Consider the following 16,795-nt stretch of genomic DNA (forward strand, 5'->3'; position numbering starts at 1 on the left):
GCAAGGATTATTTCACAATGACGACACGCAAAGGCATCATTCTGGCCGGCGGCTCGGGGACGCGGCTTTATCCGATCACCATCGGGGTGTCGAAGCAACTGTTGCCGATCTATGACAAGCCGATGGTCTACTATCCGCTGTCGGTCCTGATGCTCGCGGGCATCCGCGATATCGCTATCATCACCACCCCCGAGGATCAGGATCAGTTCAAACGCACGCTGGGCGATGGCAGCCAATGGGGCGTACAATTGACCTATATCGAACAACCAAGCCCGGACGGTTTGGCACAAGCCTATCTGCTGGCCGAAGATTTCCTTGCTGGCGCCCCCAGCGCGATGGTCTTGGGCGACAACATCTTTTTCGGGCATGGTTTGCCGGAGCTGCTGGCCGAAGCCGATACGTCAAACAGTGGCGGCACGGTGTTCGGTTACCGCGTGGCAGATCCAGAACGCTATGGCGTTGTCGATTTTGATAGCGATGGCAAAGTACGTTCGATCATCGAAAAGCCCGAGGTGCCGCCCTCGAACTATGCCGTCACCGGGCTTTACTTTCTCGATGGCACGGCCCCGGAACGGGCGCGCTCCGTACAACCATCGCCGCGCGGCGAGCTTGAGATTACCACGTTGCTGGAAACCTATCTCGCGGATGGCAGCCTTGTCGTACAGCAGATGGGGCGCGGCTATGCGTGGCTTGATACCGGCACACATGGCAGCCTTCTGGACGCCGGAAACTTTGTCCGCACCCTAGAAAAACGCCAGGGCCTGCAAACCGGCAGCCCCGATGAAATTGCTTTTGCCAGCGGCTGGATCACCGCCAAAGACCTGCGCGACCGGGCGGAGAAATTTCGCAAGAACGACTATGGTCAGTATCTAATGGCCTTGACCGGCGAAGCAGACTGAGCGCGTCGTGGCAAAGTTGAAAGCGGTTCAATCAACTTTGCCACAGGTTTCGACGGCAAGGTGACCGCCGCGCGTGCGGGATTTGTGGGCCGTTGATATCCATGCTGTCATGCCGTGATCTATTGCCCCCACCACGTAGACGTGAGTTGCAATCAGCTGCGACCGTCAGCCCGTCGGTTAGTCCCTCGGTCAGTCCCAGAAACCCACTGCGATAACGCGGATCACCACTGTTGCGCCGCTCGTGAAACTTGTCCCTGTCAGCGTACGGACCTGCACCTCCGCGCTGGCGGGCGTGACGGAACCAACCATCATCCCCGTCACCTCGTTCGGCGCGACGGGTGCCGCAGTTATGGCCAGAGAATCGGCGTTGATCGTCCCCAGAACCTGAGGCTCTGATCCGGCGGAAAACCCCGCCGGAAAGGTCCAACTGCCCGTGCAGATGCTGCCATCAACAAAGTTTAGCGTTACCTCGTGCTGGCAAATTTGACTGCCGTCCGCAAAGCGCGTGTAGACGCCATCTGCGTTGCTGCCGCGTTCAAACAGCGCACCAGTTGCGTCGCCGCCACTTAACCCGACAATGCCCAAGGCGTTGCCCCGGTGATACGCTGATTTCCCAGAAACCTCCGCACCCTGAGGGAAACGCGCGATACCCGATGATGGGTCCAAGCTCAGCCCGGTTGTCCATGCGCTGCCATCTGCACTGACGCGGACATCAAAACCATCAGAACCGGCCAAGCCCATTTCTGCCCGGCCACTGAACCCCGTTTGGAACACCAGACTCGCGGTATCGCCCGGCGTTGCCTTGTTGATTTTCAGTTGGTGTCCTGCACCCGCGTGGTTCAGTAGCACCGCGTCCGAGGAAACCACCAATTTGTTTGTGGCATCAGCGCTCGCATTGATACCCACCCCCGTCAAGTTTTCAAAACTCGGCAGTTCCGGCCGCCATTGGGCGCCATCAAAATACAGCGCCGTTTCTGTCGCGACGTCAAATACTTGCCAGCCGGGTTCAGCCTGCGCAAAGACCCATGCCGCCCCATCATATAGCGCGATCTCCTGCGCATGTCCGGCCCACAGACCACTGGCGCCACCGGCGACCAGATGCCGGGCCCCGCGCTCAGGAACTGCAGGCGGCGCATTCCGATCGCTGTCGGCAACAGCTGGCTGCACCAGCATATCCAGCCGGGCCAACGCTTCGTTATGGGTGACGTGTTTCTGCGCCTGCGCCGGGGCAATCAGGGGCAGCGCGAGGGCTGGGGACTGTTCGGACATGAATACCTCATCTCTATGATGGGGCAGACGCTAGGACACAGGGGTGAATAAGCGGTATGCGTGGCGCGCGCCGTGTTGCCCAGAAAGGCAACACAAAGCGTCCGGAATTAATCTTTGCAAGTCATCGTGTTAGCTTCGAGCGTAGACGTCTTCGTAGCGGATGATGTCGTCTTCACCTAGGTAGGTACCGGTCTGGACCTCGATCAAAACCATCGGCACCTTGCCGGGGTTTTCCATCCGGTGAACGGCACCCAACGGGATATAGACAGACTGGTTTTCTGCAATCAGGCGGACATCTTTGTCCACGGTCACGCGCGCAGTACCTTCGACAACGATCCAGTGTTCGGACCGATGGTGATGGCTTTGCAGGCTTAGTGCGGCGCCTGGGTTAACCACGATCCGCTTGACCTGAAAGCGCCCGCCGATCACCAGGCTTTCGTACCAACCCCATGGTCGATAATCGCGCGGCAATTGCACGGCCTGACTGGAGTTGCGAGCCTTCAAAACGCTTACCGCTTCCTTGACGCGCTGCGCTTGAGATTTATGAGCGACCAGCACCGCGTCATTCATGGCGACTGCGATGATATCGGTCAGACCGATCCCGACCAGCTCCAGCCCCTCACTGTCCGACCGCAGCAATGTATCGGCGCAATCGATCGCGGTGGCACCACTGGTACAGACATTGCCCTGTTCATCCGGCCCGGCTTCCAACCAAACCGCATCCCATCCGCCCAAGTCCGACCAACCCGCGGCAAACGGCATTACTGACAGAGTGTCTGCCTTTTCCATGATGGCGTAATCAATCGAAATATCTTCGACTTTTTCCCATGCGCTGGGGTCTAGCCGGGTAAAGCCAAGGTCCGTGCTGGCATTCTCAACTGCGGGGGTCACTGCGGCCAGCAGGTCTGGTGCGTGGCGCGCATAGGCCGCCAGAATCGCTTTGGCAGTGAACAGGAAGATGCCGGCATTCCAAAGGAACGTCCCCGCCGCCAACATCTCTTTGGCACGCGCCAGATCTGGCTTTTCCACAAACCGCGCCAAGCGTTGCGGGCTGCTTGCCCCGGGATCGCCTCCCGCCGCCATCTCGAGATAGCCATAGCCGGTTTCGGGACGATTTGGCGTGATGCCAAAAGTCACCAGATCGCCGGCCTGCGCCTGTGGCACTGCTGCCTGAACCGTTGCGCGAAATGCATCGGAATCTGCAATCACATGATCAGACGGTGCCACCAGCATCAGCGCGTCCGGATCACGCGCCGCCAGCCAAAGCGCCGCAGCCAGCACCGCAGGCGCGGTGTTGCGGCCCTCGGGTTCGATCAGGATGCCTTGGGGGGCTTGTTCAATCTGCGCCAACTGCTCGGTTACGATGAACCGAAATGGATCGCCGGTAAGGATGATTGGTGCGGCAAAGCCGTCGCCCGACAATCGCCGAGCGGAAGCTTGAAACAGGCTTTCATCTCCCATCAGGGCGGCGAATTGTTTGGGATACGACTTGCGCGACAATGGCCAAAGCCGCGTGCCCGATCCGCCGCTGAGAATGATGGGATGGATCATATTGTATCCTCGGAAGTGCATTTCATGAAAGTTGTATTCAGGATTGGTGCCAACGTACAGCCGTACCCGATGTCGGCTAGCACGAATGCCCAGCTACCAACCAATTTTCTGAAAGTGTCACCTTGATGCGAATCGGGCAGAAGCGTCGGCCGGAGCCTACCATCTTCTGCCCGATCCTTGTCCGTTCTGATCAGAAGATCAGCACATCGTCCGCCAAGCCCGTCAGCGTATTCAGCGATTCCAGTGTCAGTGTATTCCCACCACCAAAGTTGAACACGACCTGCCCCCCGACGACGCTTGCATAGGTATCGACAACCTGCTGCGCAGTCATGCCCGCGACGACGGTGATCACCGACGCCTGAATTGCGATGCGGTCGGCGTGCGCGCGCGTGAAATCTTCGACGACATCGTTGCCACCGTTAAAGACAAAGGTGTCATTATGCGTACCACCCCGTAGCGTATCGTCACCAGCACCACCGTCCAACCGATCCGCATGCGCACCACCGTTCAGATAGTCATTCCCGGCGCGACCATACAACTGGTCTGCACCTTCGCGGCCAAACAGGCGGTTGTTGCCCAGATCGCCATAGATCAAATCTGCAAACTGTCCGCCGGCCAGATCTTCGATGCTGTCATAGGTATCACCGGCGGCCTCGCCCGTGTTGTTACCACTGTTCATCAGGTCCAGCACCAGCGCGGTCAGGCTTTCGGAATATTGCGCCCGGTCACGGTGCATGCCGCCACGCAACACGTCGGCCCCCACGCCCCCAAACAGCACGTCATCACCAATGCCACCTTCCAGTGTATCTGTCCCACGGCGGCCAAATATGTAGTCGACGTTGGCCATCCCCTGAATCAGGTTATCGCCCAAATTGCCGCGCAGGTTGTCAAACCCCTGACTACCGATCAGATTTTCGATGCCGTCATAGGTGTCTCCAGCGGCAATGTTGGTATTGATTCCAGCAAACATCAGATCAACCCGAAGCGATCCGCGCGATCCGGTGTAATCCACCGTATCAATGCCTGCTCCACCGATGTGCTGATCAGCGCCGGCACCGCCCCGCAGCAAATCGTTACCACCGCCACCGTTCAAGATATTGTTCGCGGCGTTACCGATAAGGGTGTCGTCACCCGAACCGGCAGTGGCATTTTCAATCACCACGCCGGCAGCGATGGTAAAGCCGCCCGCAATTCCTGTGGCGCGCGACAGAAAACCGCCACCGCCTGCCTCGCCCAGCAACGTCGCCGCGCGCAGGTCGATCGAAACGTCCAATGCGCCAGTATAGCGGATTTCATCGGTGCCGCCCGTGTCCCAAATGGATTGCCAATGTGTACCAACACCATTGGCTCCGTCGAGGACATAGACATCGTTGCCCCCCGCCGTCGTGGTGTTGGCCCCATAAATTCGCTGCAACAGCGCGATATCCAACGCCATCGGCCCCGCCTCAGCGCCGTAGACATAGTCAAACGACATCCCGGTGCCTGATTCGCCAAGATTGAAACCACGGTTATACGACAGCGTCGTAAAGATACCTTGATTCAACCCATCTTGCCCAAAGCTGTTAAACGGGCCCGATACGCCCGGCATGATGTCTGACGTGCCGCCTGTGTCATGAGGATGCGCCAGCCCAAGGCCATGCAGAATCTCGTGAGTTATGGTTTGATACCCAAGGCCGCCAGATTCGAGGGTGCCGCCCGCTGTTCGATCCCACTCGGCGCCGTTAAACACGCCGAGGCCGCTCAGTGAACCATTTCCAGGTGGATAGAACTGGCCCAACAACCCAGCGCCCATTTCGTTGGTGTCGAGGATCATACGAAAATCGGCGCCGACAGGGGAGTTGACGAAAGTGAATGTCAGCCCAGTGACCGCTTCAATCTCATCGAAGGCGGCGCGAAACCGCGAAATCTCGTAGGCGTTAAAGCCTTCAGATGTGAAACCATCGGCAGCGAAACCAGCGACGCCAAAATAGACGGTCACATTGGAATCGGACAATTCGGTGCCCCAGGTTATCGTGTCGAGCGGATCATAGGTGACGCGCGGCACCTCTGTGACGACGATCTGGTACGTACCGGCATTTGACCCAAAGGCCCCAGCGTCGATGTAATAGACCCCACCGGTAAGCGCGGTAAAGGTGATCAGAGAATCAAGCCCCGGCCCCCCGTCATCATTAGAGGCAACGAGGTTGCCGGAGGCATCTCGAAGTTGCAGCAATGGGTCACTCAACCCAAGCCCATTCTGAGCGATCTGGACCGTCTGGCCTTCGGTCAACGTAATCGCGAACCAATCCCGGTCACCCGAGTCTTCAATGTTGCCAGTTACAGTGCCACCGACTGCCACCACGCCGGTTGTCGACGCGTCACCGGCAAAGTCGTCCGGCACATGGGCCGCCACCGACTGTGAAAGACCATCCGGACCAAAAAATTCAAATTCGTTTGTAAAAGCAGCTTGGGGCATGAAACAGTTCCTCGACCAATGAGCCCAACCCTATTAACGCTTTTTTTCCTTTTGGCATAGGAAGAAAGCCACATCGGGCGCATTGATAGCATCACTTTCAACCTAAGGTGCAGGACTTCAAAAAATCAAAATATAGTCCGCCATGTCACCCAAAGATGTTACCCCTTCCAAGGTCACGCTGCCTGCGGCGCCGAAATCAAGCACCAGATTGCCGCCTTGGATACTACCGTATTGTGATAAAACCTGCGCGGCAGTGATGCCGGCACCAAAGGGCAGCGCGGCGGCTTCCAACGCGACGCGGTCTGCATGTGAACGGGTGAAGTCCTCGACCACATCATGCCCGCCATTAAAGACAAACGTATCGTTGTGGGTTCCGCCGCGCAGGGTATCGTTTCCCAGCCCCCCATCCAGACGATCGGCATGTGCCCCGCCGTTCAGGTAATCATCACCCCAGCGCCCATAAAGCTGATCCGACCCCTCCCGACCAAAAAGCCGGTTGTCACCTCCATCGCCAGATATGTGGTCGTCATACCGCCCTCCGGCCAAGTCCTCGATACTGTCGTAAGTATCGCCAATGGCCTCGCCGGTGTTGCGGGACGGGTCATTGAGATCCAACACCAGCGCGGTCAGGCTCTCTGAATATTGCGCCCGATCACGGTGGGTTCCTCCGATCAGAAAATCGGCACCAACCCCACCAAAGAGAACATCGTCACCTACGCCGCCATCAAGGGTATCGTCACCACGACGACCAAAGATATAATCGACGTTGCCGCGGCCTTCGATCACGTTATCCCCCAGAGTGCCGCGCAGATTGTCAAAGCCGCGAGAGCCGATCAGGTTTTCGATACTGTCGTAAGTATCCCCCGCCGCAATGTTCGTATTGAGTTGCGCGTACATCATATCAACGCGCAGTGATCCGAACGACCCGGTGTAATCCGCGGTGTCCGTGCCATAGCCGCCGATCAGATGATCTGCACCGCTCCCCCCGTTCAGCGTGTCGTCGCCTGATCGGCCATTCAGCGTGTCGGCCCCGCCTTCGCCCACCAACATGTCATGGCCCCCGTAGCCATATAACTGCTCGGACAACGACGACCCGATGATCGCGGGCTGGGTGGCCATCTGCACTACGTCCACATGTCCCACGTCCAACAGATCGGCGTGAACGAAGTCATCAAAGTGCAATGGCACGCCGCCAGCGGTCCGAATCTCGATCGTTTGACCCTGATAGGTGATGTCCGCCCCATACCAGCGGCTTTGGAAATCCAATGCATCCAGACTGTAGAAACGCCCGAATTGTGACATGTCGATCCGGTCCACACCCAGTTGAAAATCCTGGATCACATCGCGTTGGTTGCCGTCGGGACGCAGGACAAAAATATCTTCACCCGCCCCGCCGACCAGCGTATCGCGCCCATTGCCACTGATCAGAACATCATTTCCCGCGCCGCCGGACAGCAATCCCCCGCCGTTGCCTGCCACCCGCATAATTGTGTCGCTGACATCAATTTCCCAGGCGCTTAGGGTGCCGGTGCCCTGCTCGGCCACGTGCAACAAGATGTTGCCATCGACTTCGGTCAGGCTCAGCGCATTAGGATTCATAAGCCCAACCGACAGATCTGACGCGATGGTTTCCAGATGCAGCAACCGCCCGTCCGGCATCATGGTCAGCAGGCTCAGCCCATCGTCGCTGCCGCCTGCGACGATATAGACGCGCCCACCCACTTCGATCGTCTGCATGACCGAAAGTCCGTCAAATCGCGTGTTCCGATCGTCGTTCACCTGATCCACCGGCGTCAGGCTGCCATCGCTACTCAGCCGCAAGACGGTGATCGACGCACTGCCCGATGCGCCAACCACAGCGTAACGGACCGCCCCGATCTGCACCAATTCAAGATGGCTCGGCCCGTTAATGCCCAGTCCATCCGCCGCCGACAGATGGTCCCGCGCGACCAACCCGTTCTGCGCGTCGACTGCAAAGCTACGGACCGCATTATCCGCCGCCGAGATGGTGACAACCAGATTCTGACTGCCGATCTGGATATGGGCCATGCTTAACGCATCCCACCCTGACGCGGCCTGACTGACATCGGTATGCCGCCACAAGTTGAAGTCACCAGAGCCCCCTTGCCGCCAGACATCAATACCATCGCCCCCCTGTCGGTACGTCAGCGCCAGGGTCTGTCCACCGGTTTCAACCAGGGTAAAATCACCAATCGCCCCCATGTCCTGGGCTAGACGGACCACTTCCGTGAGCGTGCCACTGGCGCCCACGGCATAGCCTGCAAGGCCAAGGCCGCTTCCTCCATGAACCCAAACCAATTCCTGACCATCAAGGCTCATGCGCCCTAACTGCGTCTGCATTCCAAGACCGGAACCGCCACCCAGATAGGTCTGCCCCAGAAAAGAAGGCAGCACTCCGCCAATGTTCCAACTGAGCACCTGTCCGGTTTCAGCCGCTGTCGCCTGCAGCAACAGCGCGCCACCCAGATCGACGACCTCAAGATCAGTCAACCCAGATAAAGCGAGGTCAGACAGACCGGCCACGCTGTAGTGATGCGCAAAATAGCCCATTAATTTTCCCACTCACATTCCCACCTGCATCACTCGCTGACAGGTTGGGACGGGCGACGGGCGAACCGGGGCAAAGTCGTGGCCTTTAGGAAAGATTTTGCTTAACTGGCGTCTATGTCAGACACATCCACACCCGTAACGATCGCCCTGTGCACCTATAACGGTGCCGCACATCTGCCCGCGCAGCTGCAAAGCTACCTTGATCAACGCGATGTTGATTGGCGGCTTTGGGTCAGTGATGACGGGTCAACCGATGTGACCCGCGACATTCTGAAAAATTTTGCCCAGCGGCACGACACTGAGCGTGACATTCGTATCGTCGACGGGCCGCGCGGTGGTTTCTGCGCCAATTTCATGTCGCTACTGTGCCACCCGGATTTCCCCGCAGGGCCGGTGGCCCTGTCCGATCAGGATGATGTCTGGCTGCCACATAAGCTGGCCCGCGCCCGCGACCAGATGAAGGGACAAACCGGCCCGGCAATCTATGGCGCACAAAGCCTGCACGTCGATAGCAGGCTGCGGCCCATTGGTCGGTCTTCTACCGCTGGCAGCCTACCCAGCTTTGGCAACGCGTTGGTGCAGAACATCGTCAGCGGCCACAGTTGCGTTCTTTCAGACGACGCGCTGGCGCTGGTGCGCAGTGCCGGGGTCCCGCAGGGCCTGCCCTATCATGACTGGTGGCTCTACATGCTGATCACCGGCGCTGGCGGGCAGGCAACCGTCGATGACGAAACGGTACTGATGTATCGCCAGCACGGCGAAAACCTGATGGGGGCGCATGATGGTTGGCAGGCCAAATTTACGCGCGCAAGGCAGGTCTTGGGGTCGGAATATGGCAGCTGGATCACGGCCAACACCCGCGCCCTTACACAGTGCTCGGATTTGCTCAATGCCCCAGCGCGGGCGGTTCTAGCGGATTTTCTGACTCCGGCGCGTGGCCTCGCCCGCGCGGCGCAACTGCACCGTCTTGGTATCAAACGTCAGGGCCGGATCGGAACCGCCTGTCTCTATACTGCGGCGGCGTTAGGGCACGTCTAGACGCGAACTATGCCATGTTACGGTTGTGATGGTCGATCGCGTCGTTCACGTCGTCGTAGTAGTACAGTTTTCCATTTTCCAGCACAGCGCCTGCGTCACACATTTCCCGGATTTGTCCCAGGCCATGTGACACGACCACAGCGCCGGCATGCTCCATCCGGGCGCGAAAGACCTCTGCACTTTTCTTGCGAAATGCCGCGTCGCCCACCGATGTCACTTCGTCCACTAGGTAGGTATCAAACGGAACAGCCATCGAAATACCAAAGGCCAGACGCGACTTCATGCCAGAAGAATAGCTGCGGAAAGGCAAATGGAAATGCCCACCAAGGCCGGCAAAATCCCCGACGAAATCAACCATCTCATCGGTATCAACACCGTAAATCCGTGCAATGAAACGTGCGTTCTGCGCACCCGTCAGCTCGCCATGAAACGAGCCTGCAAAACCGACCGGCCAAGAGATTGTCCCATGAGAGATGATCTTGCCCTCAGTAGGGTCCATGGTTCCGGCAATCATCTTGAGCAGGGTGGACTTGCCCGCGCCGTTACGGCCCAGCAGACCCACCGCGCGACCACGCGGAAAGGTCATGCTGATGTTATCGGCCACGACCTTGCGCTTGCCGCGGATCGAAAAGACCTTGGTCAGATTGCGAAACTCGATCATATCCGCGCCTCAGCGGCGGTCGCGCAGCGAATAAAACACCAGCAGCACGATCGCCCAAGTTACGAACAGGAACAACACCAGCAACCCCATCATCACCTTGCGTTGTGGATATTGTGACCGCTCGGCGAGAGTCGGCTGAATATGTGCTGCGAGGTAGCGGCTTTGGCGACGCGCCTCGGCCATTGCAGCATCACGCGTCGCCAAGGCTGAAACATAGGTCTGTTCGGCAAATTCGCGGTCTACGATCAAGCGCTCATATTCACCAACCAATGTGGAAAACAATTCCTGATTGCCGTCGTTGTTTCCAGTGATCCCGCGTTTGCGGCGTTCCTCATCAATGCGTTTTTCGATCACTGTGATTCGGCGCTGCGCCTGGCTGACACGTGGATCGCTACTTTGGGTTGTTTCAGCCAACAGATCGAGATCAATCAATGCCTCTGCCAGTTGCGCCTGTAAGGTACCCATCAGCCCGGCCTGCGTCTGCATGTCCACAGTCGGATCGACGATGCGATTCTGGTTGCGGAACAGCGTCACGGCCTCGCGCGCCGCTTTCAGCTTTTCAACCGCCTCGTTCAGATCAACGCGCGCATAGCGCACCGCATCCTCGCGGGCGATGGCGCTCAACTGGTTGATCATGTCAGAGCTTTCGCGGAAAATGCTCGTCGCGATGACCTGCGCATCGTCCGGGTCAAACGCCAGCACGCGAATTTCGATCAACCCACTGCCGCTGTCGTAGTAGATGTTCACCATCTTGCCCCAGTAATCCAGCAGGTCTTCGATCGTGCCATCCGTGTCGTAGGCAAATAGCGGGTCATATACCGGTTTTGACCAGATGTTCTCCAGATCCAGCTCCTTGTTCAGCACCGACACAAGTTTCTGGCTTTGGATGTACTCGTACAGAATATCCGTGTCGGACGAGCTGGAACCGGACAATTCGGTGATCCCGCCAAGAATCTCCACCGCAGAGGAGACTTCTTCCTTGCGCACAGAGAAGCCGACCGTCGAAGCATACTGATCGTCGGCCACCATCCACAGGTAAAACGCAGCGATCCACGCCGGAACAAACACCATTGCCATAAAGCTCAGGATCAGGCCGGAATGGCGTTTGCGCAGACGCGCGGGCTTCACCGGCGGGCGCACGGCGGATGTGGCGGTTTGTTGATTGGTGTCAGGGGTGGCGGTGGCTTGTGTCAATCCGGGCTCCCGCCGCTTGGGCGTTTTCTAATCTCTGTCCGCAGTCATACGAAACCTGCCCTTTGAATGCCAGCGCAATGGGTAGTAAGAACAAAGCTCAACGTCCCGTGCAAAAGGCCGCCCATGCCGTCCTCTTCGATCCTGCTTCCCACCTCCCGCGCTGTGCGTGCCCGCCGCTTTGCCAGCCTGCGCACAATCAGTGCGCTGGTTCTGCGCGAAATGGTCACAACCTACGGTCGGTCGCCGGGCGGATACCTGTGGGCGGTCATAGAACCTGTTGCCGGGATTGCCCTGCTGACGCTGATTTTTTCTGCTGGATTTCGGGCGCCCGCACTGGGAACAAACTTTCCGATTTTCTATGCGACGGGGATGCTGCCGTTTTTGATGTACAATGACTTGGCAGGAAAGGTGGCGCTGTCGTTGCTGTTTTCAAAGCCCTTAATGGCCTACCCGGCTGTTACCTTTGTCGACGCCATCATCGCACGGTTCATCGTCAACCTGCTGACCCAGGTGTTGGTTGTGTATATCACCTTTGGCGGCATCATGCTGATCTTTGACACGCGATTGCTGCCGGATTATCCGACCATCGTCACAGCCTTCGGCCTTGCTGCATTGCTAGGACTGGGGGTGGGGACAATGAATTGCTACCTGTTCACAAGGTTCCCGGTGTGGCAACGCGCATGGTCGATCCTTATGCGGCCAATGTTTATTATTTCCTGTATCTTCTTCACATTCGAAACCATCCCACAGCCCTATAACGATTACCTTTGGTACAACCCTCTGGTGCACGTCGTAGGGCTGGTGCGGCGCGGCTTCTATTCCAGCTACGATGGCAGCTACATTTCGGTGCTCTATCTGTTGGCGTTGTCGCTGGGGCTTCTCATGTCAGGGCTGCTGTTGCTGCGCCGACATCACCGCTTCTTGCTGAATGACGGCTGATCAGTCGACGGTCTTTGTGCCAAGAAAGGCTCAGACCGCGAGGCCCTCGGCCAATAGCGCCTCATCCTGACTTACAAAGGCGTTCAATTTCGCAACGGAAGCATCCTGCTCGAACCGCGCCAGCAGCTTGGGCCAACGGGCTTCGTCCGCGCTGTGCCCACCAGTGTTGTGATAGGTTTGCGCCACGCTGATCGGCGCTCCAAGTCGCGTCTCGATATCTGCTTCTAGGGCGCTCAGCGCATCAATGCTGTATAGTGCGTCAAGCTGAGCCATGCCGTCGCGGGCTTGAGCCAATATTTCAGCCTGAGATTTACCCGTCAAATCGCGACGGCCACGCATCTTGCGCGTTGCGAAATACGAACAATAAAAGTTGTCGTAGTGGTCGCGGACAAAGTTCTGCCACGCCGCGTCTCCGCCAAAGAAATAGTCTTCGGCAGACAGTTCGATGATCTGACGCTTTCCCTTGTTATGGGGCAGCAGCAGTTCGTCCGCAGTCAGAGCGCGGGCTTCTTTCAGCAAATACAGGTAAAAGGAGGCGATCCGTTCACGGGGATCACGCAGTACCGAAAATACAAATCGGTCGTCAGGCAGTGTGTCCAGCTCAACCCAATCAATATGCCCAGAATAGAGCCGGTATCCCGTCGGCATCTGCGGCCCGTTCGGCGCCTGTGTGTGCGTGCGCACGGGGCTCACATGCTCTGCCCCCCCAACGGCGCTGACAAGCGCGTTGTGGATGGTTTGGCCTGCCGTTTTGGGAATGTGCAGAAAGACGATCGTTGTCACGCTTTGGCCTCGGACAAATCAAACACCGTCGGCTCGAATGGGGGTTCCTTTTCCCGCATAGCCAGAACGCCGATAACAAAATCGTGCAGCTTGGAGGGCTGCAAATGTTTCAACTGCCAAGGCGCATAACGCCACCATTCGCCACGTAACATTGGCGAGATAAGGGATGGCGGCAGGCGGAATTTCTTGATGACCGCCGGGTTGCCCGCGACAACGGCAAAAGGCGGCACGTCGCGCGCCACAACGGCATGCGCCGCCACGATCGCGCCGTGCCCAATGGTCACGCCAGCCTTGATCAGGGCACCATGACCGATCCAAACGTCGTTACCAATTGTCGTGATCTGCACCTTGGTTGGCGCCCCTTCGTTCGGAAAGCGGTAACTATGATAGTCCTCCGCCCCCTCAAAGCCGCCATCAAGGTCAAACAGGCGATCGTGCAAGTAGAATGCTGGGCTGGTTGAGGCCCAGGTCAACGGGTGATCCTGGCGCCCGATCTGAACATTTTCACCAAACGAACAATACCGTCCAATGCGGGCTGCAAAACAATAGCCAGACACCTGATAGGAAAACGCGCCCAGATGAATAGAATGCTCGTAATCTGTCCATTTCAGGCTCGACGGCGCTTCGAGCCGTGTGTTCGCAGGCAAGTTGACGGACCGGGACATTCCGCGGTTCAAGGCTTCGATACCTTGGTCGCGCAGTTGGCTGATAGGGACGGAAATTTTGCTCATGGTCAGCCTATTGGGCGTTTGGCAGCATAAATTCAAGCAACTTTGTGACATCATCGCGTACCGCGGCCAGCGGAATCGTGCCACCCTGACCGCGCGCTTCGGCTACCGCCGCAACGCTTTGTCCCTGTGCCCCAAGATCAAAACTCCAGACGGGCAGGCCCGTCGCTATCGCCTCGTGAGTGGCGTAGGAAAATGTTTCAGGCCAGATTGAAGGGATCAGCCACTGACTGATGCCGTAACGCGCCACCAGCCCAGGTATATCCTCCAAAACGTAGCTGCCATGCACCCGCGCCGGTTCCGCCAGCGTATAGGTTGGATCGATATTACCGATAACGACAAGCCGGGCACGCTTGCTCTTGGCCAACTGCCTGCTCAGATCTTGTAAAAGGGACGCTCCCTTTTGCAGGCCGATATTTCCCAATATGCCGATCACCGGCACATCGTCGGCGGCTTGGCCGGGCGACACGGTGGGTACAGGGTGTAGAATTTCATGCGGTCGAATGCGGATTCGAGTGGAAGTCTGCGGATATGCCTCTGCCACGATGTCGGCACTGTCACCTGAGAACACTGTGATGTGGTCGGCGCTCTGCATCATCTCACCCCAGGCCGCGCGCCAGTCCGACAATGTCAAATGTTGCCCGGCCGCAGTCGTGATCTGGTGCGCGCGGCCATGCGGCGCTTCGGCCTTGGGAACGCCGCGATAAACGCCGTCTTCGTCCAGCAGCGTGTAAGAAGGGCTAAGCGGCAGGAAGTCGTGAAATAGAACTTCCAGCTCGTGCGCGGCGCCATCTGCCATTTCCGTCAACAACGCCGGCACGGCAAGCGGTTCACGCGCGCCGACTGCACAGGAGTAGACCATCCGCCGCGCTGGCAAGAGATCCAGCATCTGTTTAACCAGATCAATGTCATCGGTTTCGCCGCGCAGCACGCTGCCACCCTGACTGTAAAGCTCGATTTGCCAGGCCAACGCACCACCGACGCGCAGTATAACGGCGGCGGCATTATCATTTTCGCTTAGATCGTCAGAGATACGGCGCTGCAAGTAGTGTTCCGCGCCGCCCCCCATGTCATGCGCAAGATAGACCGGCACTGCCGTTTCGGCGCGCATCCCTGCCCAGGCCAGCCCCAAGGCCAGACGCGGCGAACTGAGCGGATCGTGCTGAATGAAATCCTGCACCAACTGGTCATAGCCCTGATAGCGGTCAGCAATGATCTGGTTGTTTGCCAGCACAAGCTTCAGTTTTTCCGTGCTTCCGAACGAGCTTCCCCCACGGTGTTCGACGAACATCCCCGCATGGCCCAGATGCCTCCCGCCATGGCGCTGGGTCACCCGGCGACACCAATCCACCTCCTCGCCGTAACCCCGGCCAAAAATGGTATCGAATTGCGGTTCGAGGGTGACATATTTGATGTTCATCGCCATGCAAAACCCAACCCCTGTCGGCGCGTCCGCGAAGGTCGCGTCGGGGTTCAGCCGCTGGGCCACATTATCCAGCGCGTCAGCCTGCCCTGGGGTCAGATCGCTCGGCTTGCCCATGGTGGGAACATTGAAAATCTCAGCATCGTTTGACATGGGTGTGACACTTGCCACATTTTGATGGCTCAGCATGGGCGCAATCAGCCGACTGGCCCAGCCTGCGGGTACAAATGCATCTGAATTTAGCAAAACAACGTGATCACCATGGGGCAGCGCGGCCTCGAAAGCGCGATTAACCGAACGAATAAACCCCTGATTGACCTCATTTTCGATGATCTGCACATAGTCGACGACATCAGCAGGCAGGTCGGCATGCCACTGCTGTAGAAACGGGCGCACGCGGTCATCCGGCGACGCATCTTCAACGATAATCAACCGATAGGGCAGATCAGTGTTGTCCAGTACCCGCTGAAGCACTTCTTGAAGAAGATCAAAGGCATTATAGACAGGCAGAATTATGGTGATCGCCGTATCTGTTTTGACCGGCACGACAGTCGCCCCCGGCGCTGTATCCAAAAAAAGATCGCTGCGCAGCAACTGCGCTTTGATCCCTTCGTTGAAACCCATAATCGATTTGACCCGCGCGCGCGCTGCGGGATCACGGCGCGTGAACCACGCAAACGCAGCAGGCAGGGCACGCAGCCCGTCACGGATAAATGGCGCGGCAAGCCGACGGCGCATGACGGATAGGTCACGCCGGTTAAAATCAGGCAGGGCATAGACGTATTGACTGCCGTTGTGGCGGGCCCAAAAATGTTTCCGGCCCAAGTTCATTGGCAGATCCAGCACGAAACCGGGGGTGGCATAGGTAGCGCCATTGCGTCGCCGCGGCACATCTTCCCGAAAAAGGAAGGGCGACTTCTGACGACGCTCGTCGCCGCAGATCAGACCAACCATTTCACCGTGGACCCAGCCTTCGACAACCAAACGACCATGGCGCAGACTGATACGGTCAAGAAACCCGAAGACCTCGCCTTCGGTGTCTATCAGATCAAATCCCCGTTTTTCCAAGGTGCCATGCTGAATTGCATAGCGCTTAAATAGTTGTATGAGCCGCGCCAGCACTAGGTGCCCCCATGATAAGTTCGAGCAATCGATCTAAAGCGTCTGTGCCAGATAAATCTCAACAGATGATTTAGTCCCTGCAAAACCTTGTGTCTATGCCGCGCACCCCGCTCAGCGCAATTATGGCAGTTGTACGCCAACAGGCCGGGCACAGGTCTGAGA

At 57.9% G+C, this 16,795-nt stretch carries 12 protein-coding genes; 3 read left to right on the top strand and 9 right to left on the bottom strand.

From position 1 onward, the window contains the following. The first annotated feature begins 17 nt into the window (after nt 1-17). Nucleotides 18-899 (top strand): glucose-1-phosphate thymidylyltransferase RfbA, encoded by an 882-nt coding sequence (rfbA, locus tag AC1965_RS17860; protein ID WP_483885175.1) that lies wholly within the window; start codon nt 18-20, stop codon nt 897-899. A gap of 189 nt (nt 900-1,088) precedes the next feature. On the opposite strand, the gene AC1965_RS17865 is transcribed toward rfbA, so the two are convergent. From AC1965_RS17865 to AC1965_RS17880, 4 genes are all read right to left on the bottom strand, one after another. After that, complete coding sequence (locus AC1965_RS17865) at nt 1,089-2,168, bottom strand: DUF2793 domain-containing protein (RefSeq protein WP_483885176.1); 1,080 nt, start codon at nt 2,166-2,168, stop codon at nt 1,089-1,091. A 129-nt stretch (nt 2,169-2,297) separates the two neighbouring features. Continuing rightward, nucleotides 2,298-3,719: a mannose-1-phosphate guanylyltransferase/mannose-6-phosphate isomerase gene (locus AC1965_RS17870; protein ID WP_483885177.1), complete on the bottom strand. Its 1,422-nt coding sequence runs from the start codon at nt 3,717-3,719 to the stop codon at nt 2,298-2,300. 190 nt (nt 3,720-3,909) lie between these two features. Beyond that, entirely contained in the window at nt 3,910-6,174 is a 2,265-nt protein-coding gene (locus AC1965_RS17875) for a pre-peptidase C-terminal domain-containing protein (RefSeq protein ID WP_483885178.1), read from the bottom strand. Nucleotides 6,175-6,291: 117 nt separating this feature from the next. Beyond that, nucleotides 6,292-8,745, bottom strand: coding sequence for a calcium-binding protein (locus AC1965_RS17880; RefSeq protein ID WP_483885179.1), 2,454 nt, complete (start codon nt 8,743-8,745; stop codon nt 6,292-6,294). 114 nt (nt 8,746-8,859) lie between these two features. Between AC1965_RS17880 and AC1965_RS17885 the strand changes: the two genes are divergently transcribed. Beyond that, complete coding sequence (locus tag AC1965_RS17885; protein WP_483885180.1) at nt 8,860-9,783, top strand: glycosyltransferase; 924 nt, start codon at nt 8,860-8,862, stop codon at nt 9,781-9,783. 7 nt (nt 9,784-9,790) lie between these two features. Here AC1965_RS17885 and AC1965_RS17890 read toward each other — a convergent pair whose 3' ends face one another. Then, nucleotides 9,791-10,444: an ABC transporter ATP-binding protein gene (locus AC1965_RS17890; protein WP_483885181.1), complete on the bottom strand. Its 654-nt coding sequence runs from the start codon at nt 10,442-10,444 to the stop codon at nt 9,791-9,793. A 9-nt stretch (nt 10,445-10,453) separates the two neighbouring features. Then, nucleotides 10,454-11,638 (bottom strand): KpsE/RkpR family capsule polysaccharide export protein, encoded by a 1,185-nt coding sequence (locus AC1965_RS17895; protein WP_483885182.1) that lies wholly within the window; start codon nt 11,636-11,638, stop codon nt 10,454-10,456. A gap of 123 nt (nt 11,639-11,761) precedes the next feature. Between AC1965_RS17895 and AC1965_RS17900 the strand changes: the two genes are divergently transcribed. Further along, nucleotides 11,762-12,577 carry an ABC transporter permease gene (locus tag AC1965_RS17900; protein ID WP_483885183.1) on the top strand — a complete coding sequence of 272 codons (816 nt, stop codon included), beginning with the start codon at nt 11,762-11,764 and terminating at the stop codon, nt 12,575-12,577. A gap of 30 nt (nt 12,578-12,607) precedes the next feature. Here the strand turns inward: AC1965_RS17900 and AC1965_RS17905 are convergent, their stop codons facing one another. Genes AC1965_RS17905 through AC1965_RS17915 form a run of 3 tightly spaced genes read right to left on the bottom strand, consistent with a single transcriptional unit; the run spans nt 12,608 to nt 16,579 of the window. Then, entirely contained in the window at nt 12,608-13,360 is a 753-nt protein-coding gene (locus AC1965_RS17905; RefSeq protein WP_483885184.1) for a sulfotransferase family 2 domain-containing protein, read from the bottom strand. After that, nucleotides 13,357-14,091, bottom strand: coding sequence for a CatB-related O-acetyltransferase (locus tag AC1965_RS17910; RefSeq protein ID WP_483885185.1), 735 nt, complete (start codon nt 14,089-14,091; stop codon nt 13,357-13,359). The genes AC1965_RS17905 and AC1965_RS17910 overlap by 4 nt, the downstream gene beginning before the upstream one ends. A 7-nt stretch (nt 14,092-14,098) precedes the next feature. Beyond that, nucleotides 14,099-16,579 carry a glycosyltransferase gene (locus AC1965_RS17915; protein WP_483885186.1) on the bottom strand — a complete coding sequence of 827 codons (2,481 nt, stop codon included), beginning with the start codon at nt 16,577-16,579 and terminating at the stop codon, nt 14,099-14,101. Nucleotides 16,580-16,795 lie beyond the last annotated feature (216 nt).

It is taken from the genome of Sulfitobacter sp. KMM 9851 (assembly GCF_057178245.1).

Coding starts and splice junctions, on each gene's coding strand:
- AC1965_RS17880 (WP_483885179.1), bottom strand. CDS start 8,745: ATGGGCTATTTTGCGCATCACTACAGCGTGGCCGGTCTGTCTGACCTC.
- AC1965_RS17875 (WP_483885178.1), bottom strand. CDS start 6,174: ATGCCCCAAGCTGCTTTTACAAACGAATTTGAATTTTTTGGTCCGGAT.
- AC1965_RS17885 (WP_483885180.1), top strand. CDS start 8,860: ATGTCAGACACATCCACACCCGTAACGATCGCCCTGTGCACCTATAAC.
- AC1965_RS17890 (WP_483885181.1), bottom strand. CDS start 10,444: ATGATCGAGTTTCGCAATCTGACCAAGGTCTTTTCGATCCGCGGCAAG.
- AC1965_RS17910 (WP_483885185.1), bottom strand. CDS start 14,091: ATGAGCAAAATTTCCGTCCCTATCAGCCAACTGCGCGACCAAGGTATC.
- AC1965_RS17865 (WP_483885176.1), bottom strand. CDS start 2,168: ATGTCCGAACAGTCCCCAGCCCTCGCGCTGCCCCTGATTGCCCCGGCG.
- rfbA (WP_483885175.1), top strand. CDS start 18: ATGACGACACGCAAAGGCATCATTCTGGCCGGCGGCTCGGGGACGCGG.
- AC1965_RS17900 (WP_483885183.1), top strand. CDS start 11,762: ATGCCGTCCTCTTCGATCCTGCTTCCCACCTCCCGCGCTGTGCGTGCC.
- AC1965_RS17870 (WP_483885177.1), bottom strand. CDS start 3,719: ATGATCCATCCCATCATTCTCAGCGGCGGATCGGGCACGCGGCTTTGG.